The sequence below is a fragment of the Kocuria sp. CPCC 205231 genome, assembly GCF_040980965.1.
In the GTDB taxonomy this organism is placed as follows: Bacteria; Actinomycetota; Actinomycetes; order Actinomycetales; family Micrococcaceae; genus Kocuria; species Kocuria rosea.
Map to the genome: position 1 here is coordinate 21,900 of NZ_JAVKPP010000019.1, position 20,629 is coordinate 42,528.

Here is a 20,629-nt window from a genome sequence, read left to right on the forward strand (position 1 = left end):
GGGGCCGGGATCGCCCGGCCGATGATCCACATTTTTCCAGCAGCCCGTAGGGGGAGTAGTGCTTGCTGTCCTTTTCTCTGTCCTCATCGCGGTGATCGCGGTGGTCCTGTTCCTGATCGCCGCGTCCACCCTGTACCTGAACACCTATGCCTGGTGGGATCCTAAGACCCAGCAGCGCACCTTCTACGGCGGTCTGCTGATGGAGGAGCGCCACTCCTTCTCGCTGATCATGCCCTGCCGGCACGAGCAGGAACCGGTCATGCGGGCCACCCTCGAAGCACTGCTGCACCAGTCGCACCGGCAGCTGGAGGTCATCATCTCCGTGGGCCACGACGACCCGGAGACGGTCGCCATCGCACAGCTCCTGGCCGCGGAGCACCCGGAGAGGGTGCGGGTGAGCGTGGACCACAGCGTGCCGAAGAACAAGCCGCGCCAGATGAACACCGCCCTGGCCATGTGCCGCAACGAGATCGTCGGCGTCTTCGACGCCGAGTCCATCGCCGCACCGGACCTGTTGCGCAACATCGACAGCTGCTTCGTGGCCCGAAACGCCGACGTGGTCCAGGGCGCGGTCCAGCTGATCAACTACCGGGACACCTGGTACTCGTTGCGCAACTGCCTGGAGTACTTCACCTGGTTCCGCTCCCGCCTGCACGCCCACGCCAGCAAAGGCTTCATCCCCTTGGGCGGCAACACGGTGTTCATCCGCCGCGAGCTGCTGCTCAAGGTCGACGGCTGGGACGCCGGGTGCCTGGCCGAGGACTGCGACCTCGGCGTGCGCCTGTCCACCCTGGGCCGAGAGATCGTCGTGGCCTACTCCCCGGACCTGGTCACCCGGGAGGAGACCCCCGACTCCCTGGCCGGTCTGGTGAAGCAGCGCACCCGCTGGTCGCTGGGCTTCATGCAGGTCTACGCCAAGGGCGACTGGAAGCAGCTGCCCACCCGCCGCCGACGGGCACTGGCTTGGTGGACGCTGATGCAGCAGCACTTCATGGCCTTCGCCGGGGTCGCCATCCCCATCGCCGTCATCGCCGCGCTGTGGGGCCGCACCACCATGCCGGTCACCCTGCTGGCCTTCCTGCCCCTGATCCCCACCATCGCCACCGTCGCCTTCGACATGTGCATGCTCCACGAGTTCGGCCGCGACCACCGCTACCGGGTCCGCTTCTACGACTACGTGCGCCTGGTGCTCAGCACCCCGTTCTACCAGCTGGTCCTCGCCTTCGCTGCGGTGCGCGCCCTGGCCAAGTTCCATCGCGGTGACTTCCGCTGGGAGAAGACCGCCCACTCCGGAGCCCACCTCGACTACATGCAGCAGTCCGGGAAGCTGGTCCAGGCATGAGCGCACTGACCGGGCCGGTGCAGCCCCCGCAGACCCAGATCATCCCCGTCGTCGAAGCCCCCCGCACCGTGCGCCGCGACCTGCTGCGCGGCCGGACCGAGTCCTGGTGGGACCGCATGGTGCTGGCCGGGGTGGGCGTCCTGGCGACCGTGCTGGGCCTGTGGAACCTCACTGGGGCCACCGCCTACCAGGACGACGAAGGCACCTACACCGCCCAGGCCTTCAGCGTCCTCGAGGGACAGCTGGCGCCCTACACCTACTGGTACGATCACCCGCCCCTGGGGTGGATCCAGCTGGGCTCCCTCGCCTGGCTGCCCGAATTGCTCGGGCTCGGCGATGGCACTTACATCGGAGCGACCCGTTTCGCGATCGTGCCGTTCTTCGTGGCCACCGCGATGCTGGTCTATTTGATCGGCCGGCGGCTTGGCGTCAGTCGGCCCATCGCCGGGCTGACGGTCCTGGTGTTCGTGCTGTCCCCGCTCACACTGGTGATCGGCCGGCAGGTCTACATCGACAACATTGGGATTCCGTGGCTGCTGCTGGCCTTCTACCTGGCCTTGTCACCCCGCGGGGCACTGTGGCACCACGTCGGCGCAGGCGTGTTCTTCGCCGTGGCCGTCCTGTCCAAGGAGACGCTGGCGATCTTCGGCCCCGCCCTGCTGGTTGCCCTGCTCAACCGCCCCAACTGGTCCAACCGGGTCTTCTCCACCGTGGGATTCCTGGTGGTGGGCGGACTCGTCCTGTTCTCCTACCCGCTCATGGCCCTGCTGCGCGGTGAGCTCTTCGCCGGCCCCAACCACGTGTCCCTGCAAGAAGCCCTCGCCTTCCAGTTCATGGACCGCTCCGGATCCGGCTCCATCTGGGAGGCCGGCTCCAGCCGGGCGGAGCTGCTGGAGGGCTGGCTGTACTACGACACTTACCTGGTTCTCGCCGGGGTCGCAGCCGGGGTGCTGTGCCTGATGCGCCGGCGGGCCGTTTGGATCCCGGTGGCCATGGCAACCTTCGCCGTGCCCGTCCTCACCGGCGAGGGATACCTGCCCTCCATGTACATCATCGGGGTGGTCCCGTTCCTGGCACTGGCCCTCGGCGTCGCCGCCGACATTCTGTGGAGCGCCTTCCGGAAAGTCGTGGCACCTCTCGCCCCGCGTCCGCGGACCGTGGCGACGATCGTGGTGGGCGCAGCCGCAATCCTGGGCGCAGCCTCCGTGACGGTCCCGCACTGGTGGGGACAGAGCAGAGCCCTGCTCACCGAGGAGGAGAACACCGACTGGGCGTCCACCCTGGCATGGGTGCAGGAGAACGTGCCCCGACAGGACACGATCCTGGTCCCCTACTCGATGTGGCAGGACGTCAACACCAGCGGGTGGGACGACCCCTGGGACGCGGTGGTCACGGAGAAAGTGGATCTCGACAGCCAGTTCCTGCGGGAGCACCCAGAGGGCGCGGAAGCACTGGACTGGATCATCGTGGGCCCGTTCACACAGGCCAACATCGACAGCCTCGGCCTGGACATGGTCGAAGAAGCGCTGGAGGAATCCGAGCCCGTGCAGACCTTCGGCGGCTGGAGCGTCCACGAGGTGATCAGCCCGTGAGACCGATCGATCTGTTCTTCCCGCCGGTCGTCGCCGGCACCCCACGCCTGACCCGGGACGCCGCACCATGACCACAACAGGAGCCGACGACCTCCGAAGCTCTCCTCGCACTCCTGCAGGCACCACCGCGGAACTCGCGGACGGTGTGCTTCTGCTGTCCCGACGGCTGCATCGGCGCTTCGGCCGGGCCGCGGGATTCGCCGTCGTCGGCGGCATCGGCACCGTCCTGAACCTGCTCATCATGGGTCTGCTGATGCACTTCGGCGTCCACTACATCCCGGCGGCCGTCATCGCCGCCGAGACCACGATCCTGACCAACTTCCTCATGCAGGAGCGCGCCGTCTTCCACTCCGACCGGCACTCGGCCCACCCCCTCAAGCGACGATTCCTGCAGTCCTTCCTCTTCAACAACGCAGAGGCCGCTCTTCGGCTGCCCGTCCTGTGGCTCCTGGTCGACGCCGCCGGGACGGCTGCTCTCCTGGCGCAGGCCGGCACCCTCGCGGGCGCCTTCGTGCTGCGCTACCTCTTCCACTCCCGGGTGGTCTACCGCCCCCGGCGTCACCCGCAGCCGTCCGGGACGGTCTCACCCGAGGTGCCGCCGGCAGACCCCAGGTCGGAGCCGAAGCTCCGGCCTCCACCGTGAAGTCCCTCCACGGCGATGTCTCGTCCCAGCAGATGAACCCAGCAGCGTCCCGGGCGACGGGCCGACCCCGCCGAGAGAAGAAAGACAGGTACCGACATGGCTACTGGTGTAGTGAAGTGGTTCGACTCCGAGAAGGGCTACGGGTTCATCAGACCCGACGACGGTTCCGAGGACGTGTTCGTGAACCTCACCGCCGTCACCGGCGGGCCCACGAAGGCCCCGCGGCAAAACGACCGGGTCGAGTACGAGGCCGATGCCCGCCCACACGGTTCCCACGCGTCGCAGGTCACCGTCGTTTCCTGAATGATTCGTCGGGACCGATCCCGACATCTCTGCCGTGCAGAGATGTCGTTCGATACCGGCCGGCAGGATTTCACCTGTCGACAGCATGTGCGCGACGAGCGTGTAACCGCAGGTGCCCTTCGGGACTGTCGCGGCGTCGAGCGGCGATGCAGCTGTTCCGCTATGAATCCATCGCCTACATCGACAAGTGCAACCCTGCGCTGTTCTGGGGCGCTGGTGCCCGGCCACAGTTGCAAAGCGAGTTCTGCTGACCGCCTTTGATGGTGGCTGAACCGTTCGTCCGGCCGGTGCCCTGCCGTGTTCAGCACTCACAGTCCGTGCAGAACCGGACGTTGCCGCTGGTACGGGCGAGCTGGGAGCGGTGGCGGACCAGGAAGCAGGAGCCGCAGGTGAACTCGTCGTCCTGCTGCGGAATGACGGCCACGGTGAGCTCTTCGTGGGAGAGGTCGGCGCCGGGCAGGTCGATGCCTTCGGCGGTGTCAAGGTCCTCGGCGTCGATGATCGCGGTTTGGGTGGTGGCGCTGGCCTGGGCCTGGATCGCCTCCAAGGACTCGTTGGCCGCCTCGTCCTCAGGAGCAGTGCGCGGGGCGTCGTAGTCGGTGGCCATGATGCGGTGCGTCCTCCTGGAAGGTGGGTTACTCGGGTAAGGGGATGTCCTGCCCCGAGAGACCAGAGTGTAGCCGCAGAGAAAAAGGACCGCGGCGCCGGCGGTCATAACGCAGCGACCTGACTCGGGCGCCGGTGAGCTTGGCGCCTGCTTGCGTACAATCGGCCACCAATCCCAGGCGGAGGGGCCCGCACCGGAGCGGGGGCCGGGCTACGCCGTTCCTGGTGCCTTTCCAGGTGACCAGGATGCCGAGCTCATCAGGAGGGACTGTGGCTGATCTGTTCGATTTCAACCATGGTGGTGCCACCCATCCCGGGGCGCGTGCGATCGTCCATCCTGCCGCTGACTGCGACCGGCACGCGGTCCGCTACCGGGTGGTCGTCGAGACCGATGAGCACATCGTTCTCGACGATGGTTTCACCTACGACAAGCGCACCGGCGTGGTGTGCGGGCCCGCCGGGCGCTCCGCACTTCAGGACCGGTTGGTCGCCACCGAAGGCAGCGCGATGTTCGCCTCCTGGCCCCGGACCGCCGGGGCACCCGACCGCTAGTACCCACATGGCAGCCCCGCGCACGGTCGGGTGCACTTGCTCCAGCGCGCTTACAGCCCTCCGGCGATTCCTGCAGCGCGGGTGAGGCGTCGATGAACGTTGCATGACCCCTGCGCCTCGTCCGGACTTGTGTGGGACAGACACAACCGGACATCTTTACTGTTTACTTTACATATGGCCGGTTAGCGGTTGCCTGCAGGAGCGCTGATTGCGACAGGCGATTGCGTGGGTCCATCCCTGATCTGTCGGGTTATCCGTGGGGGTGTGCGCCGCGCCTCAGCCCTCGCAGTCGGTGCAGTAGCTGGTGCCCGCGCTCGTGCGGGCGAGCTGGGAGCGGTGGCGGACCAGGAAGCAGGCCCCGCAGGTGAACTCGTCGCTCTGCTCGGGGATGACGGCCACGGTGAGTTCTTCGTGCGAGAGGTCCGCCCCGGGCAGGTCGATGCCCTCGGCGGTGTCGAAGTCCTCGGCGTCGATGACCGCGGTCTGGGTGGCGGCGCTGCGCTGGACCTGGATCGCTTCCAGGGACTCGTTGGCCGGCTCGTCCTCGGGGCGAGTGCGCGGAGCGTCGTAGTCGGTGGCCATGATGTGGTGCGTCCTCCTGGGAAAGGCGTTGCTGTGCAGGGCTGCCCTGCACGGAAGGACCATAGTGCATCCGTGCGGTGGGCAAACCCCTGCCACCTCGCAGTGGTCGCGAAGCGGCCGTTGAACTGGCGTCGGCCATGCTCGCCGACGCACTGCAGGTGACCACGGGCGTCATCGGTGGACTGGGCGGGAGTGGTGCCGGCAGGCGGTCCCCGTTTCAGGGGACAGATCGGTGGTGGTGGTTGCCGGTGACTGCCTCCATCGGGTCTGTCGGCATCCTCGTGAAGGGATTTCTTCGAGGGCTCTGCAGATTGCGCCATGTCACCGTTGCCAGGCTGTGCAGCAACAGCTTCAGGGGGAAGCGCTTCGGGAGTTCAGTTCCTACCAGCGGCGATCCTCAGTCTCGGAACATCGCCCGATCCCTCGCGGGCATGCAGATCCGGAGGTCAGGCACTGACCGGACACCCGTCACGTGAGGCCTTCGCTGAGGCGGAAGGACCCCCCCAGCAGGTTCTGCCGCGCCTGTCATGCCGGCTATAGGCTTCATCCCGTTCACAGTCATTTGTTTTTGCAAATGGACTTTTGGGTGGGAGACGAGGAGCTCGTGATGGCGCGGTGGGGCAGGTTCAAGGGGTGCGTGGCGGGTGGTGCGATTGCTGCGCTGGTGCTCACGGTAGGTGGGGGCCCGGCGCAGGCCGAGGAGGCCGTGGCCGCGGCCCAGGAAGTCACAACGAGCACCACTGAGGCAGTGGCCGCGGCGGATCAAATGTTGCCCCTGGAGGCCTTCGCGGCGACCGGGGAAGGCTTCACCGCAGCCGATGGCACCGTGGCCGTCGACGGAGCCACGGTGACGGCCATGGTGGGGGCCGGTTTGGAGGTCGAGTTGTCCCTGCCGGTAGACACCACCGCAGACCCGCAGCTGACGGATCACGGAACCCTGGTCTATCCGGGGGAGTCACCCCATCTGCACGCCGAGGTCCAGAACGTCGAGGACGGATCGGCGCGAGTGCTGACCGTGGCGGAGGAGGCCTACAGCGACACCGCCGTGCATGAGTACTCCTACGCGGTGGGATTGCCGGACGGTGTGCAGCTGATGGAACTGCCCACCGGTGAGGTCGCCCTCGCCCAGGAGTCCACCGCTGTGGCCGATGGCGTCACCGCCGCCGACGTCGCGGCCGTGGACCTGGCGTCGGTGCTGCCGGATCCCGCCGAAATCGATGCCGAGGACGTGGCGGCCAACACCGCTCCCGCGGAAATGCTCGGCCCGGCCGGCGATGAGCTGCCGGAGGGGCAGAGCCTGGTGGGGGTCTTCCAAGCCCCCTGGGCGGTGGACGCCGGTGGGCAGGCCCTGCCCACCCGCTTCGAGGTCCAGGGCACGGACCTGGTCCAGGTCGTAGACACCACCGATGCGGTCTTCCCGGTGGTCTCGGATCCGCTGCCGCTGGTGGCCATCGCCCTGGGCGCGGCCGCCCGGGCCCTGGCTCCGCACGCCATCCGAGCCTTCGCCACCCAGACCATCCGGGCGGGGGTGGCCTACACCACCCGGGGCGGCTACCGCTCGTTCGCCTCGTTCAAGAACGCCGTCGGGGCGCCGCGGGCCAATTACCAGTGGCACCACGTGGTGGAGCAGTCCACCATCAGAAATCGCGGTTGGGATCCTCGGGCGATCCACAACCGGAACAACCTCGTGCAGATCCCCACTCAGGTGCATCAGAGGTGCGTGAACTCCTGGATGGCTCGTAAGGGCGTGCGGTCCTTCGGCGTCAACGCCTCGAGCAGTCAGACCATGCGCCAGTGGGTGCACGCCCAGGGCTTTTCCAAGCAGCACCAGATCGGGGTGAATCTGCTACGCCACTGCGGTGTGCGCATCTGAGCGCCCCTCACCATCCGGGCGGGCCGGCAGCAGCGTCGCTGGGCTGCTGCCGACCCGCCCGCCGTTACGATTTCCCCACCCCCGTGAAGAGAGGACGGTCATGGCCAAAAAGCGTGGCGCCGTCGAGGCGCCCCTGCATGGACCCTTCGGCCAGATCCAAGCCTGGTTGCAGAACAGGCCTACCGGCGCGGACCGGTTGCTGGAGCAGGTGGCGTTCTCCCCGGTGCTCAGCGAGCAGTCCTTCGCCCCCGGCGATGAGGAGCTGACCGAGCTGTGGAGCACCGGGGGATGGGTCAGCTGGCTGGGCGGGCCCGCCGCAGCGCCCCTGGAGCAGTGGCCCCGGGCGGCCGATGGCACGGCCCTGGCCCATGTCCTCACCCTTGACCTGGCAGATACGGCCGGAGTGCTCGACGCCCAGGGCAAGGCCGCCTGGCCGGGGCTGCGCGAAGGCCTGCCCACCACCGGGGTGCTGGAGGTCTTCCACGACCTGCGCACCTTCGGCGACGAGACCGGCGACCGGGACGCGGGCGCGTGGTCGGTGCGCTGGGTGGCCGAGCCGGACCGCACCACCTTGGTGGAGCCCCCGGCCGATGTCGAGGTCCCGGCCCCGGCCTGCCAGCTCGTGCTGGCCCTGCCCGGGTTCACTCTGCCCCCCGCCGCTGACGCCGCCGGCGGGCCCCAGGAGGACTTCGAGACCGCCGAAGCGCTCGAAGAGGCCCTGCAAAGGGCATGGCTGGCTCAGCGCACCGGCTCCACCGAGGGATACCCGGTGCCGGTCAGCCACGTCTACGGCCACAGCCAGCACGGGGAGATCAACTCCCGGGCCCTGCTGGCCGAGGCGCTGCCGCTACATGGTCCTGGCGATGAGCACCGTCTGGTCCTGGACCTGGAGAGCTGGACGGCCCTGGAGGGGTGGTTCGGCGACGCCGGAAGCCTCGAGGTTTGGATGCGCACCACCGACCTCGAAGCCCGCCGCTTCGACCAGGCGTGGTGCCTGATCCGCACCGACTGAACCACCTCCACAAGCGTCGTCCGGGGATCGGCTCCGCGTCCGGACGTGCTTCTGGCGCCGCCGCAGCCGCTGAGGTCGACTTTGCTTTACATATGGCCGGCTACCGGCCACCATGCTGCGGGAGTTCTCGAGGGTCATCTGAGTCCGTCTTTCCTATGGGCATCATGATGCGTCTAGCGTGCACCGGCTTCAGTTGAGCGATGCGGATGGGCGCCTCACGGTCACGGAGCTTGAGGCGCGGTCATCCGGGATGATGACTTGGTCGTGTGAGGGGTTCCGGAGAACGCCGGTGCGTTCACCGCTCTACCGGGCTGGGAGTTTCTTCGGCGAGGGCCTTCAGGTTCAGCAGCTGCCGTCTGGCCATTACGAGGTCACCGACGGACAGTGCTGGCGCGAGCAGAGGGTTGATGTCCGCGACGACCTTCAGGAGCAGCCGCGTGGTCTCGGGTTCTCTGGGCACCAGCAGGTAGGACATGTACGCCCAGAGGATCTTTCCGGTCAGGTGACGTCCACGTTCGACGGCGACGATGCGACCCCTCTCGCGGTGCCCGGCAGTGGTGTACGTGTCGCCGACTCTTGGCTCAGGCAGGTGGAGGAGTTTGCGCGGTGACCGACGACCGAGGTTGTCGATCCAGTCGTAGGAGTACGGCGCGACCCGGACCTGTGTCAGCCATGGCCAGAGTTGTTCTGGCTCCGCCTGGACGGTGACGCCGCGCCATACCTGGAGTGCGGGTGCGGGAAGGAACGCGTCGCACGGGTAGCGCAGCGCGATCTCGCTGTCGGACACTCCCCAGCGGGCCCCGATCATGACTCGTCCGCTGTCTGGTGGGTGGCCATCCCCACTCCTTCGAGACGCTCCTCCGGCGGATGACCCGGGCTCCGGTGTCCGAGTCGCCCGCGGGTGGCGATGACGACGAGCAGACCGAGCAGGAACATCGCTATGAGGTGCGCCATGGTCACGTTCGTGTCGTGCGGGTACAGGTTGCGCAGGTAGCCGGCGTTGAACCCGTCGCCGCCGGTCGTGGCGTTGCCGGCGGCGTGGAGGAGCCCGACCAGGAAAAGGCTTCCGGTGCGGTTGTAGGCCCACCCGAGCGCGAACCGGAACGGCACCGCGAGGGCTGCCAGCAGGACCAGCATCACTACACCCGCCATCAGGGAATGGCCGGCGACAAGGGAGCTGTGCTGCAGCGCGAACAGCGGTGCCACGGTGAGGGCGGCCAGCAGGGCGCCTTGCCGGTCCTGCAGTCTGGCTTGGACGAAGCCCGTCCAGGCGACCTCCTCCCACCAGTTGATCAGCACGAAGGAGACCAGCAACGGCAGGAGGAAGTGCGCCCCGAGCCCGGTCAGCAGGAATCCGGCGGACCGCTCCGCCGGCGTACCGCCGATCAGTACGCCGATGGTCAGGGTCAGCGCCGGCACCAGGATGAGGGCCGCCGCATACCACGCCGGGCCGAGGCGCACGGCCACCGCCCGTCGCCACAGGGCGCGCAGCCCGTCGCGTCCGTCGGTGATCCAGGTGATGAGCAGGGCGGGCAACAGCAGGCCGATGAGGGTACTGACCAGCACCGATCCCGGCAACCACCAACCCCGGTCCGCGAGCCCGGTCAGCACCACCGACCAGGGCAGGACCTGCCCCACGGTGTAGGCCCAGAGAAGGAACGACACCAGGGGGCGTCGGCGGACGAACCGGACGACCGCCCCACCGTCCGGAGGGACCGCTGCCGGGCCCTCGCGCAGGGGTGCCGTGGACATGTCTGCTCCTGTCAGGAGAAGGAGTGCTGGAGACCCGCAACGCGATGAGTCTCGCGTACGCCGACGGCGTACGGGGTCGGCCACAGATCGAACGCCTTCGTGGTCGCTGTTCCGTCGACGACGAACGGCTGCTCGAACTGGTAGAGCAGCTCGACGCCGGTGCGGGCGAGCGGCACGACGGTGCCGATTGCGCGCAGGTGCCAGCCGCGGACAGCTGTCAAGGCGTTCCGCCGGCCCGCTGCGCGAGCGGCCAACGCGACCAACGCGCGCCCAGTGGTCGGTTCCGGATGGGGGACGTGCCAGGTCGCGCAGTCCGAGGTGTCCTCCCGACCCACCGTGGCGATGGTACGAGCGAAGTCCTCGATGTACGTCGGCGTGATCGGCAGGTCGGGTTTGCCGAACCAGAATGCGCGACCCCCGGGCCCAGGGGCGTTGAACACGTTGCCGGCGATCATCGAGCGCACTCCGGGCCCGTACAGCTCCCCGGCCCGGACGAGGGACAGCCGGATGCGCCCCGCAGCCGCCGCGTGCTGCAGGCGCTCCGCCAGCCACGCGCGCAGCACCCCCAGAGAGCTGACCGGCCGGTAGGGCAGATCCGAGGTCATCGGCCCACCGACCCGCCCGTACATCCAGGTGTCATCGGCGAAGACCACCCGGGCGCCGGCCGCCTCCGCAGCGCTCACGACGGCGTCCGTGAGCGAGGGAAAGTCCTGGCGCCACCGGCTGATCGGTGGCATCGCGCAGTGATAGATCACCGAGGCGCCGGCCGTCGCCGCCACCAGGGCCGCCGGATCAGCCGCGTCGGCAGCACCAAGCTCCGCCTGCGGGTGACCGATCGAGCGGCCGTCCCGCGTGAGTGCCCGCACCTCGCATCCGGCCGCGAGGAGGTGGGCGACGACGCGTCGTCCGGTCACTCCGGCCGCCCCGACCACCACATGGAGTGGTTGTCCAGACATCGGTGTCCCCCTTTTTGTGCTACACATGTAGCAGTACATGTGTAGTGGATACGCTACAGCCGTAGTGTGGAAAGTGGAAGGGGCGTGAATCCGATGCCCGTCAAGACCGACCGGCCGCGACTGCTGTCCGACGCCGCGATCGGCGTGATCGCGAGCACCGGGATGCGGGCGCTCACCCACCGGGCGGTGGACGCCGCCGCCGGGGTTCCGTACGGAACGACCTCGTACCACTTCCGGACCCGCCGCGACCTATTGCGAGGCGTGCTCTCGCGGATCGCGGAGATCAACCACGAGCGGCTGTCCCGGGTGCCGGGTCCACCCATCGAGGCCGTTGACGTGCCCGCCACGCGGACCGACCGGCTCGCGGAGGCCGATCAGCTGGCCCAACGGATCGCGGTGTTCGTCGATGGTCAGATCACCCAGCAGCGGGAACACACCCTGGCCCGGATGGCCTGCGAGATCGAGGTCGCCTCAGATCCGGACCTGCGCGAGATCCTGCATGCTGGAGATGCCTTCCGGAGGATGGCGATCGTTGCCCTCACCCGACTCGGCGCCGGTGACCCGCCGCGACAGGCCGACGGCCTGGTCGCCCTGATCGACGGGCTGCAGTTCGATCGGCTCGTGGGGGTGGGCTCGATGTCAGCAGCCGCGCCGGGAACGCCGCAGTCCCAGGCCGAGATCGCCGCGGTGGTGCGCAGCTACCTGACTGGGTTGGTGCCCGGTTCGGGTGATGTTCGTTGAAATCCTGACTGTCCGGCTCTCGTGGCGAATCGCCCCATACAGCCCTTCCGCACTCGTGGTGCGTGACGGTGCGGATCGGCTGAAAGTGGCATGCTGAACCCCATGAAGCACGGGGCTCGAGTGAGGCAGTGGACCGCCGTGGGCGGGCCCCCGTGGCCGCCGCAGTGCTGGGCAACGCCTTCATCGGCAAGGAGGCCATGGGCTGGTTCCGTCAGCTGAAGGCTCCGCGGATGCAACTGCCGCTGCCCGCCTTCGGTGTCGTCGGGGCGATCTACTACCTTGAGCTCGGCGCCGTACTGTATCGCGCCCACCGCAACGACGACCGGCGCGTTCGGCGGCTCGCCCTCCTCGTGCTCGCCGGTAACGAGCTGTGGAATGTGTCGTTCTTCGGACGGCGCGATCCTCGCGCCGGGTTCTTCGGGATCGTCGCGTTCTTGGTGCCACTTCTGGCGCTGCAGAAGGCCGTGGCCTCAGACCGTCCCTCTGTCCTCGCCCTGACCCCGTACACCTTGTGGGTCATCGGCTACGACCTGCCCTGGACGTACAGCCTGTGGCGACTGAATCGTGTTACCGAGCGTTGACCGGGCGGCCCTGCTCATCAGCTGCGCCCGTCGCGCGCCGACCGCGACGCGCAACCGCGCGACCATGTTGTACACCGTGGACTCGGCCACCTGCGCCCCTTCCTCCTGGAGCAGCCGCTGCAAGACCCTGCGGGCGGTGTGCCGCTGCTTGCGCGGCACCTTTAGGTCCTCGGTGATCATCGGCGCCTGTGCTCGGGTGCCTGACGAACCTGAGGGACCGCGTGAGCCGGCCCCGCGCGCACGGGACTGCCGCGCCGATAGGTGACAGGGGTGGAGTTTCATGCCGCGAAAATCACCACGGAGAGAACTGCCGCGCCCTCAAATGACATCTGATCCCGCTCCAGTGTCCTTCCGCTTTACATATGGCCGGTCAAAGGCGGGTTTCCTCACCACCAGCGACATCGGCAAGCAACAGCGGTTGAGGAGGTAGGGCTTCGAATCCGCCTCGAGTCATGGCCTGGGGACGAACCGGGGTTTGTCGCTCTAGCGGTGGACGAGGCTTCTCTATGGTTTTCGGGCCGTTGCAGAGGTGGGATGCGCGTAGCGAACCGTGGATTGAAGACCGCCTCGGAACCTCCATCTTCCGTTCTGGACAAGGCCCGGATATGATTTGGGCAAATGCCCAAGGCGATTGCCCAATCTAAGGTGGAGGAGATGGGTTCGCTGACGTCGGCTGAGCGCGGGGTCGAGGTCCGTCGGCGGCTGCTTGCGGCCGCCGCGGAGCTGATCCCCCTGGTGGGCTGGCGCGGGGTGAGCACCCGGGTCGTAGCACAGAAGGCCGGTGTGGCCCCGGGGCTGGTGCACTACCACTTCGACTCGGTGCAGTCGCTTCTCCGGCAGGCTGTCCTCGAGGTGATGGGGGAGGTGCTGGCTGCGGTCCCGCCCGTGCTCTCAGGAGCAGAATCTGGGGAAGAGGCGCTGGGGCAACTGCTCGCGTCCTTCGACGACTTCGACGGGACGGACTCCACGTCTCTGCTGTTCCTCGAGGCCTACCTGGCGGCGACCCGGGACTCCCAGCTGCGGGCGGAGCTCAGCGGCCTGCTCGACGAGGTGCGCGTTGCCCTGGCTGCATGGCTCGACGCCCAGGGCACACCGGCGCCCGCCGCGACGGCCGCCGTGCTGGTAGCAGCGCTGGACGGTGTGATGCTGCACCGCGCTTTGCAGCCGGCGATGACCACGGGGGAGATCGGGCCCGTGCTGCGCCGGTTGCTGGGTGACCCCGGGAGCGGCACGCAGGAGAAGGATCGGAGCGAGCGACGATGAGAGCACTGATCTGCGGAGCCGGTATCGCCGGTCTCGCGCTGGCGCAGCGGCTGACCGCCCACGGGTGGGCGGTCACCGTCGTGGAGCGAACGCCGCGTCCCCGGGAGCAGGGGTACATGATCGACTTCTTCGGCCTGGGCTACGACGCGGCCGAGGCGATGGGTCTGCTTCCGCGGCTGCGCGAGCTCGCCTATCCGATCGAGGAGGTGACTTACGTCGATGCGGCGGGACGGCCCCGCGCACGCATTGACTACGTGCGCGGGGCCCGGCTGGCCGGGGGGCGGCTGCTGACTCTGATGCGGCCCGATCTAGAACGGGTACTGCGTGAGCAGGTCGCCCCGGTGGCCGAGCTGCGGTTCGGGTGCACGGTCGCGTCCCTGGAGCCCCGGCCGGACAGCGTCCGCGTGGTCCTGACCGACAGCACTGTCATGGAGGTTGATCTGCTGGTCGGCGCGGATGGCATTCACTCCTCGATCCGTCAGATGGTCTTCGGGGACGAAACGCGGTTCTTGCGCTATCTGGGCATCCATACGGCGGCCTACGTCTTTGAGGACCCGTTGATCCGGCGGCGCATCGGCAACCGGTACGCCCTGACCGACACGGTCGACCGCGCGATGGGCTTCTACGGGTTGCGTGACGGACGAGTCGCCGCCTTCGCCGTTCACCGCGACCCGGTACCGGCGATCCCAGCGGACACCCGCGCCGCGGTGCGACACTCCTACTCCTCACTCGGCTGGGTCGTACCCCAAGCGCTGGAGAGCTGCCCGCCTCCGAGCGAGCTGTACTACGACCTGGTCGCCCAGGTCGAGGTGCCACGGTGGCATCGCGGCCGCGTCGTCCTGCTCGGCGATGCCTGCCAGGCCGTCTCCCTGCTCGCCGGCCAGGGCGCCTCACTGGCGGTCGCCGGCGCCTATGTCCTCGGCGAGCTGCTGATGACCGAGAGCTCAGTCGAAGACGCCTTAACCCGCTACGAGCAGGCCTGGAAGCCGGTCGTCCAGGCGAAGCAGGAAGCCGGCCGCCGCAGCGCCCAGTGGTTCCTGCCCGCCTCACGGGCGCGGCTGTGGCTGCGTCGCGCCTCGCTGACTCTGGCCGCCCTGCCCGGCTGGGACAAGATCATCGGCGCCAGCCTGGTGGGCAAGACACCTCAGTCCCTGACAGAGCTCGGCGCGAGCGAGGGGGCTGGTGTACGGGTGGGTGAGATCTGATCTGGCTTGCCCGTAGGACGGGCGTAGTCGAGGTCCGAGGGGTGGCTGCGCAGTCTTCGCTTCGTCCAGGTACACCGGATGCAGGGGCGGCTGGTTCGTAGTGCTTTACATATGGCTGATTAGCGGCAGACCGTGCTGCAGTAGGGGTTCCTTTCCGGACGGAGCACCTGCTTGGCGTGGTGCTCAACCGGCCCTCGGTGTGGCCTGACCGATGATTTCTGCGCGCCGTGCTGGTGTGTGCGCCGAATACCGACTCACGGGAGGCTGGCACGATGCGGAAACTGAGCTTTGGCATGAACATGAGCCTGGACGGCTACATCGCCGCGCCCGGCGACGACCTCGGCTGGAGCGTGCCGAGCGACGAACTGTGCCAGTGATGGTCCGACCGGGTGGACGCCACGGGCCTGGCGCTGTACGGGCGCCGGCTGTGGGAGACGATGAGCTCCCACTGGCCGACCGCCGGTCAGCAGCCCGGTGCCACACCGGCGGCGATCGAGTTCGCCGGCCGCTGGCGTGAGATGCCGAAGGTGGTGTTCTCCTCCACGACCAGCACGGTCGAAGGGAACACCCGTGTAGGCACCGGTGATGCGGTCACCGAGCTCACCAGGCTCACGGCCGGCGACGGGGGTCCTATGGATATCGGCAGTGCCACCCTGGCGGCGGCGGCCATGCGGGCCGGGCTGATCGACGAGTACGCGATCGTCACCCATCCGGTCCTGGTGGGCGGGGGCACCCCGTTCTTCACGGCCCTGGAGCACTGGGTGCACCTGAGCCTGGTGGAGACCCGGACCTTCCCCGACGGCGTGGTGCTGAGCAGGTACGAGACCAGGCCCTGAGCACCTGACGGCGGATCAGTGCGGGCTTGCGACCACCCGAGGATCGCATGGCGCGGTCTTCCGAGACGATCGTAACGTCCCTGCCGGATCCGCGACCGTACCTACCCCGCCGGTACTGCGGCCGGTCAGCTCCAAGGCAGCGCCCGGGTACATCTGGGCGACGATCGCCCTACGCATTCCCCTGCGCTCGTGTGGCGTTCGCGATGATCGCCGCTTGCAGCCACTCGGCCGCTCCCGGGCAGGTATGCTCCTCGATGCCGGCGCGGAACCGTGGGTCCTTGACATACAGCTCGCTCTTTTGCACGTGGAAGGCGTGATCCATCACGTAGAACCAGCGGCTGATGTGCAGCCGTTGCTCCTCGGCCACGTCCATAGCCTCGTCGCTCGTCGGCGGCACCCCGGCATCCATGAGTTCAAGGATGCGACGCTCGATTGCCGCGTTGCTGGCGTTGATCTGCCCCCAGTCCTCCTTGGTGTACGTGGACACTTTGCGGGCCGACTCCTCATAGGCGGCGGTATCACCCCAACGTGATTCCACCTCGTCCAGGAGCTCGTCTTCTCTGTCAGCAAACGCGCCCCACTGCTCCCGCTTGTCCGCTTCGGACATCGGGGAGTGCATCCTTCTTTTGCTCATGGAATCGACCTTAAAGATTGATGTCGTGTCAATATCTGGCAATCGGACGAATTGAATCGCCCCGAGTTTTGTGGAGGCCCACACCACCTGTCCGGGAAAGCGGGACCAGGGCAGTGGGGCCTGCTGGAGGGAATGTGTGCCCGGTATGCGGTGCCGTGGTCTCCTCCGGATGCCTGGGCTTGGGAACGCGGCCGTTGGATAGACGATGGGTGCGCCCGCCTCTGATCTGGTTTGGGCGCAGGCGGCCCCGGATCGGAGCAAGGGACGCTACTTGGCAGGTGACCCGACGAGTCTGGCTGAGCTGCTGCAGTGATGCAGGGTCGAGCGTGCTCCGTCTGGTGTGCAGGGTGGTGATCCGTGCGGGCAGGTGCTGACGGTTTCTGGCGCCCAGCTCGGTCGAAATGCCTTGGCGCGTTTCTCGATGCCGAGCCTGCCGCGTTCCTCCAGCTGACTGTGCGGGGCGACTCTGACCGATTGCTTGCCCATGACCGCGGGTGTTTCGAAGCCCCGTGCACGTCACGGCCGGATCCGTAGGACGTCGACGAGATGAGGGGTGTCGACCAAGGTGTGAGGGGCGAAGGCGTGGTACGCCCAGACATGGACCCACGCGTTGCCGGTGCGCAGGGTCAGGAAAGTCTTGATCATGCCGGGGCCGAGGTAGGTGAACAGCAGGAAGGTCAAGGACAACGCGGTTGCATGTGGGCTGGTGAACACTGTCCAGGCGTCCCAGATGTGGAGGCCGGCGTAGGTGAGGCCGCCGAGGATCACCGTGGAGGTCGTCGAGCCGGTGAGTTTGAGGTAGCGGGGTACGAGGATGGCATAGATGAAGATCATGGCGGGCAACACCGCGCCGCCGAGGTAGAGGAGGAAGGTGAGGGTTGCGCCGAGCAGGAGTTGACGGGGCGGCAGAGCGAAGGTCTCCGGTTCCAGAGCCAGCAACTGAAGGACGGTTTCCAGCAGAAGGATGACGGCGATGACCAGGAGATCGTTCCGGCGGTCCTCTGAGCACAAGCCCAGGTCCCGGGCGGTGTAGCGGCGGCGGAACCACGCGAGGGGCAGGATCGCGTAGACGAGAAGGTTGTAACCAGACCAGACGAGAACCTCGCCGGTCTCCAGGTGGGCGTGGGTGCCAAAGATTGTGCCTGCCAGGTGCAGACCGAAGGGGTGCCAGCCGAAGGCCTTGGCGAGGAGGTAACCGCCGGTGAGACCCAGGATGCCGTAGCCCAGCAGCAGCAGCGTCTCACGCAGTGCGCGAGCACGCTCCGGGGCCCGGGCGGCGATGTCAGGAGGCTTGCGTCGCCGGGTGAGGAGGTGGACCACGCCCATGAGCACCAAGACTTCAAGGAGCGCCAGGTTGACCTCGAGAAGGTGATCGTTCAGCGACCGGCCTGCCCGCGCCGGCCAGTGGAAAGGAAGCGTGTCCCCGCCGGCGAGAGCAACCCAGCCGTTGGCGAGAGCCCATCCTGCGGCGGCAACCCAGAGACTCCGTCGTCGCAGCTGGGGCCACCGGTGTGCACGCGGCGGAGCCGATGGCCCCGATCGCGTCAGGCCGGGGCGGGGTGCAGAGGCGCTTGACGCTGGCTGGTGGTCGGTCTTCACAGCACTCCCTCAGCTGAAATAGCACGACTGTGCTATCTAAGTTAGCACGGCTGTGCTATGAAAGGTAGATGCCGATCGTGGTGGATCCCGAGGAGCGTCGTAGAGACCTGGCCGAGGCGGTCTGGCGGGTGGTCCGGCGTGACGGGCTCGAGCGCGCCTCGGTCCGGGAGGTCGCCCGGGAGGCGGGGGTGTCGATGGGTTCGCTCCGGCACTACTTCGGTTCGCAGTCCGAGCTGTTGATCTTCGCCATGCGCATGGTGATCGAGCGCATCGAGGAACGAGTGGCCTCGTTGCCGCGCTCGGAAGACCCGCGGCAGGACGCGGAAAGGGTGCTCTCGGAGTTGTTGCCGTTGGATCATCAGCGTCAGATGGAGAACGAGGTGTGGTTGGCGTTCACGGCTCGCTCCCTTGTCGACCCGGCTCTGCGCGCCTTGCGCGACGAGGCCTACGACGCCCTGCGTGCTGCCTGCCGGCGGTGGATCTCCCGTCTTCTTCCGCCCGGGAGGTCGGAGCTGGAGGTGGAGACGGATCGGCTCTTCGCGCTTCTGGACGGTCTGGCGGTCCATGCCGCGATGCGGCCTGTCGAAGCCTCCCCGGAGCGATTGTTGGCCGTCCTCAACTACCACCTGGATGGGGTCACCGCGGCCTGAGTCGACTGACATGCCCAGGGTCCGGCCCACCCCGATGTCGAGCAACACAGCCTTGCTCAGCCTGGTGTAAAGGACTCATGTGCGGTGCGGAAAGTGGCCTTTGCTCTCCACGAGCCGCTCCACGCCGTCGAGGATCATGCGCAGTCCGAAGGCGTAAGCCCGTTCCGCGTCCACTGCTGACTCGTACTCCTGTCCCACTGCATTTCCGATGCGGGAGGCGTTGGGGAAGCGTTCGGGAGTGATGAGAGCGGCCAGCAGAGGGCCACCGATGGTCCACCACTCGCGGTCATCACGCCCGGTGGCTCGCGCGGTCTCGTCAACACTCAACGACAGCCGTGCGGCGGATTTCACATGGTTGAGCACCAGGGTGAGCACCTGGTCGACCTCCACCTCGCTGAGCCCGAGGCCCATGAGGGGGTGCAATTCGGTGTCGTATTTCACCGTGGTGCCCGGCCCCAGGGGAGGTCGGGTGACATCGATGCCCAGAAGCCAGCGATGCTGGGCCAGAAGGTTCCAGTTGTGCTCGGCAACGGCCTCGAGCGACCGTCGCCAGCCCGACTCCAACGGGATGACGTCGGCTGACTCGTAGAGCGTGCCGTGGACGTGGTCGACCATCAGGTCGATCAGTTCGGCCTTGCCGGGAACTTGTGCGTAGAGGGTCATGACTCCCACGCCGAGCCGATCGGCGATCTTTCGCATGGAGAGCTTGTCGATCCCGATCTCGGCGGCCACGGTGATCGCAGCCTCCACGACCGCATCGAGCGTGAGCCCGGATCGCCCCGTCTTCGGGTTCGTCCGCCACAGCAGCGCGATGCTCTGCAACGGATCGCCAGTGCCAGTGTGCTCGGCCACCTCGGTCACCTCCTGTGGTCTTGGGGAATGATTCCCATCCACCGTACGTTACCGTACACTGTACGGAACGTTGTACGAGTGAGGGGTGGTTGGCGTTGTCAGCGATCGAAGCGGAGCACATCAGGAAGACGTACACGTCGAAGAGCGGTGAGGTGGGGTTGCGTGATCTGAGTCTGCATGTCGCGGCGGGGCAGGTGCTGGCGCTGCTGGGGCCCAATGGGGCGGGGAAGACGACGGTGGTGCGGGGGTTGTCCACCCTGCTGGAGTTCGATCGCGGCAGCGTCCGGATCGCCGGCTATGACGTGCGCCGGGACGCGGCCAAGGTGCGCGAGAGAATCGGTCTGATTGGGCAGTACGCGGCGGTGGACGAGCAGCTGACAGGATTCCAGAACCTGCGGTTCTTCGCCCGCCTGCATGGTCTGGGGCCTCGAGCCTCAGCGGACCGTGCAGGGGATCTGCTGGAGCAGTTCGGCCTCAGTGAGGCGCAGCACCGGGCGGTGCGCGGTTACTCCGGCGGGATGCGCCGGCGGCTCGACCTCGCGGCAAGCCTGATTGTCCCGCCACAGGTTCTCTTCGTGGACGAGCCCACCACGGGACTCGATCCTGCGGCGCGCCGGGAGCTGTGGGCGAGTCTGCGTGAGCTCGTCCGCGACGGGACGAGCATTCTCCTGACTACCCAGTATCTGGAAGAGGCCGACGAACTGGCCGATGAAGTCGTGCTCCTCGCCCGTGGGGTCGCCGTGGCACAAGGTTCACCGGAGGACCTCAAGAGCATGGTCGGACCACCCCTCATCCGGCTCCGGTTCTCCAGCAGCGCCGACGCTGCTCTGGCGCTGAGCGCGCTGCGGGGCATCGAGGACGGGGCTGAAATGGACCCCTCTGGCTCGGTGGTGACCGTTCCCGGTGCATCGCATGAGGCGTTGGCCCGCACTCTCGACGCATTGGCCTCGATCGGCGTCACTGCCAGCGAAGTGACCTTGCGCAAACCGTCCTTGGACGACGTGTTCCTGACCCTGACCGAAGACGCCCCTGCTACCGAGGAGTCCGCGTGACCA

21 protein-coding genes and 1 pseudogene are annotated in these 20,629 nt (G+C 67.6%); 14 read left to right on the top strand and 8 right to left on the bottom strand.

Translation table 11 applies throughout. From position 1 onward, the window contains the following. Positions 1 to 58: 58 nt before the first annotated feature. The 4 genes from RF640_RS16545 (at position 59) to RF640_RS16560 (ending at position 3,880) form a co-directional block, all read left to right on the top strand. A complete protein-coding gene (locus RF640_RS16545) occupies positions 59 to 1,342 on the top strand; it encodes a glycosyltransferase (RefSeq protein ID WP_368828411.1) in 1,284 nt (427 codons plus the stop codon). Further along, positions 1,339 to 2,934 carry a glycosyltransferase family 39 protein gene (locus RF640_RS16550; protein ID WP_368828412.1) on the top strand — a complete coding sequence of 532 codons (1,596 nt, stop codon included), beginning with the start codon at positions 1,339 to 1,341 and terminating at the stop codon, positions 2,932 to 2,934. The genes RF640_RS16545 and RF640_RS16550 overlap by 4 nt, the downstream gene beginning before the upstream one ends. A 67-nt stretch (positions 2,935 to 3,001) precedes the next feature. Further along, complete coding sequence (locus RF640_RS16555; protein WP_368828413.1) at positions 3,002 to 3,577, top strand: GtrA family protein; 576 nt, start codon at positions 3,002 to 3,004, stop codon at positions 3,575 to 3,577. A gap of 96 nt (positions 3,578 to 3,673) precedes the next feature. After that, positions 3,674 to 3,880: a cold-shock protein gene (locus tag RF640_RS16560; protein WP_368828414.1), complete on the top strand. Its 207-nt coding sequence runs from the start codon at positions 3,674 to 3,676 to the stop codon at positions 3,878 to 3,880. Between the two features lie 301 nt (positions 3,881 to 4,181). Here RF640_RS16560 and RF640_RS16565 read toward each other — a convergent pair whose 3' ends face one another. After that, positions 4,182 to 4,487 carry a DUF4193 domain-containing protein gene (locus RF640_RS16565; RefSeq protein WP_368828415.1) on the bottom strand — a complete coding sequence of 102 codons (306 nt, stop codon included), beginning with the start codon at positions 4,485 to 4,487 and terminating at the stop codon, positions 4,182 to 4,184. 269 nt (positions 4,488 to 4,756) lie between these two features. Between RF640_RS16565 and RF640_RS16570 the strand changes: the two genes are divergently transcribed. Further along, on the top strand, positions 4,757 to 5,038 hold the full coding sequence (locus RF640_RS16570; RefSeq protein WP_368828417.1) for a hypothetical protein: 282 nt from the start codon (positions 4,757 to 4,759) through the stop codon (positions 5,036 to 5,038). 276 nt (positions 5,039 to 5,314) lie between these two features. Here the strand turns inward: RF640_RS16570 and RF640_RS16575 are convergent, their stop codons facing one another. After that, positions 5,315 to 5,620: a DUF4193 domain-containing protein gene (locus tag RF640_RS16575; RefSeq protein ID WP_035929432.1), complete on the bottom strand. Its 306-nt coding sequence runs from the start codon at positions 5,618 to 5,620 to the stop codon at positions 5,315 to 5,317. Positions 5,621 to 6,326: 706 nt separating this feature from the next. Here RF640_RS16575 and RF640_RS16580 point away from each other — a divergent pair. Together RF640_RS16580 and RF640_RS16585 are read left to right on the top strand one after the other, a co-directional pair. After that, complete coding sequence (locus RF640_RS16580) at positions 6,327 to 7,493, top strand: hypothetical protein (protein WP_157571377.1); 1,167 nt, start codon at positions 6,327 to 6,329, stop codon at positions 7,491 to 7,493. Between the two features lie 100 nt (positions 7,494 to 7,593). After that, entirely contained in the window at positions 7,594 to 8,505 is a 912-nt protein-coding gene (locus RF640_RS16585) for a DUF1963 domain-containing protein (RefSeq protein ID WP_058874195.1), read from the top strand. A 295-nt stretch (positions 8,506 to 8,800) separates the two neighbouring features. On the opposite strand, the gene RF640_RS16590 is transcribed toward RF640_RS16585, so the two are convergent. Genes RF640_RS16590 through RF640_RS16600 form a run of 3 tightly spaced genes read right to left on the bottom strand, consistent with a single transcriptional unit; the run spans position 8,801 to position 11,213 of the window. After that, the gene (locus RF640_RS16590; RefSeq protein WP_035929398.1) at positions 8,801 to 9,313 is read right to left on the bottom strand and encodes a hypothetical protein; all 513 of its coding nucleotides are present in this window, start codon (positions 9,311 to 9,313) and stop codon (positions 8,801 to 8,803) included. After that, positions 9,310 to 10,257, bottom strand: a complete 948-nt coding sequence (locus tag RF640_RS16595; protein ID WP_368799525.1) for a CPBP family intramembrane glutamic endopeptidase — start codon at positions 10,255 to 10,257, stop codon at positions 9,310 to 9,312. The genes RF640_RS16590 and RF640_RS16595 overlap by 4 nt, the downstream gene beginning before the upstream one ends. 11 nt (positions 10,258 to 10,268) lie before the next feature. Beyond that, positions 10,269 to 11,213, bottom strand: a complete 945-nt coding sequence (locus RF640_RS16600; RefSeq protein ID WP_160291654.1) for an NAD-dependent epimerase/dehydratase family protein — start codon at positions 11,211 to 11,213, stop codon at positions 10,269 to 10,271. Positions 11,214 to 11,306: 93 nt separating this feature from the next. On the opposite strand from RF640_RS16600, the gene RF640_RS16605 reads away from it, so the two are divergent. From RF640_RS16605 to RF640_RS16625, 5 genes and pseudogenes are all read left to right on the top strand, one after another. Further along, complete coding sequence (locus RF640_RS16605; protein ID WP_284563819.1) at positions 11,307 to 11,954, top strand: TetR/AcrR family transcriptional regulator; 648 nt, start codon at positions 11,307 to 11,309, stop codon at positions 11,952 to 11,954. 152 nt (positions 11,955 to 12,106) lie between these two features. Continuing rightward, positions 12,107 to 12,535 carry a TspO/MBR family protein gene (locus tag RF640_RS16610; protein WP_160291653.1) on the top strand — a complete coding sequence of 143 codons (429 nt, stop codon included), beginning with the start codon at positions 12,107 to 12,109 and terminating at the stop codon, positions 12,533 to 12,535. A gap of 654 nt (positions 12,536 to 13,189) precedes the next feature. After that, positions 13,190 to 13,798 carry a TetR/AcrR family transcriptional regulator gene (locus RF640_RS16615; RefSeq protein ID WP_035929532.1) on the top strand — a complete coding sequence of 203 codons (609 nt, stop codon included), beginning with the start codon at positions 13,190 to 13,192 and terminating at the stop codon, positions 13,796 to 13,798. After that, entirely contained in the window at positions 13,795 to 15,003 is a 1,209-nt protein-coding gene (locus tag RF640_RS16620; RefSeq protein WP_035929388.1) for an FAD-dependent monooxygenase, read from the top strand. Before RF640_RS16615 ends, RF640_RS16620 begins: the two co-directional genes overlap by 4 nt. 272 nt (positions 15,004 to 15,275) lie before the next feature. Next, positions 15,276 to 15,839, top strand: a pseudogene (locus RF640_RS16625) (dihydrofolate reductase family protein). Between the two features lie 169 nt (positions 15,840 to 16,008). On the opposite strand, the gene RF640_RS16630 reads toward RF640_RS16625, so the two are convergent. Both RF640_RS16630 and RF640_RS16635 read right to left on the bottom strand, forming a co-directional pair. Beyond that, complete coding sequence (locus RF640_RS16630; protein WP_181821128.1) at positions 16,009 to 16,446, bottom strand: TipAS antibiotic-recognition domain-containing protein; 438 nt, start codon at positions 16,444 to 16,446, stop codon at positions 16,009 to 16,011. Positions 16,447 to 16,989: 543 nt separating this feature from the next. After that, positions 16,990 to 17,799 (bottom strand): hypothetical protein, encoded by an 810-nt coding sequence (locus RF640_RS16635; RefSeq protein ID WP_368799526.1) that lies wholly within the window; start codon positions 17,797 to 17,799, stop codon positions 16,990 to 16,992. Positions 17,800 to 18,140: 341 nt separating this feature from the next. Here RF640_RS16635 and RF640_RS16640 point away from each other — a divergent pair, with 341 nt between their 5' ends. Beyond that, on the top strand, positions 18,141 to 18,722 hold the full coding sequence (locus RF640_RS16640; RefSeq protein WP_368799527.1) for a TetR/AcrR family transcriptional regulator: 582 nt from the start codon (positions 18,141 to 18,143) through the stop codon (positions 18,720 to 18,722). Between the two features lie 75 nt (positions 18,723 to 18,797). Here RF640_RS16640 and RF640_RS16645 read toward each other — a convergent pair whose 3' ends face one another. Next, positions 18,798 to 19,574 (bottom strand): TetR/AcrR family transcriptional regulator, encoded by a 777-nt coding sequence (locus tag RF640_RS16645; RefSeq protein WP_158279254.1) that lies wholly within the window; start codon positions 19,572 to 19,574, stop codon positions 18,798 to 18,800. A 95-nt stretch (positions 19,575 to 19,669) separates the two neighbouring features. On the opposite strand from RF640_RS16645, the gene RF640_RS16650 reads away from it, so the two are divergent. Further along, positions 19,670 to 20,626, top strand: a complete 957-nt coding sequence (locus RF640_RS16650) for an ABC transporter ATP-binding protein (RefSeq protein ID WP_368799528.1) — start codon at positions 19,670 to 19,672, stop codon at positions 20,624 to 20,626. The last annotated feature ends 3 nt before the right edge of the window (positions 20,627 to 20,629 follow it).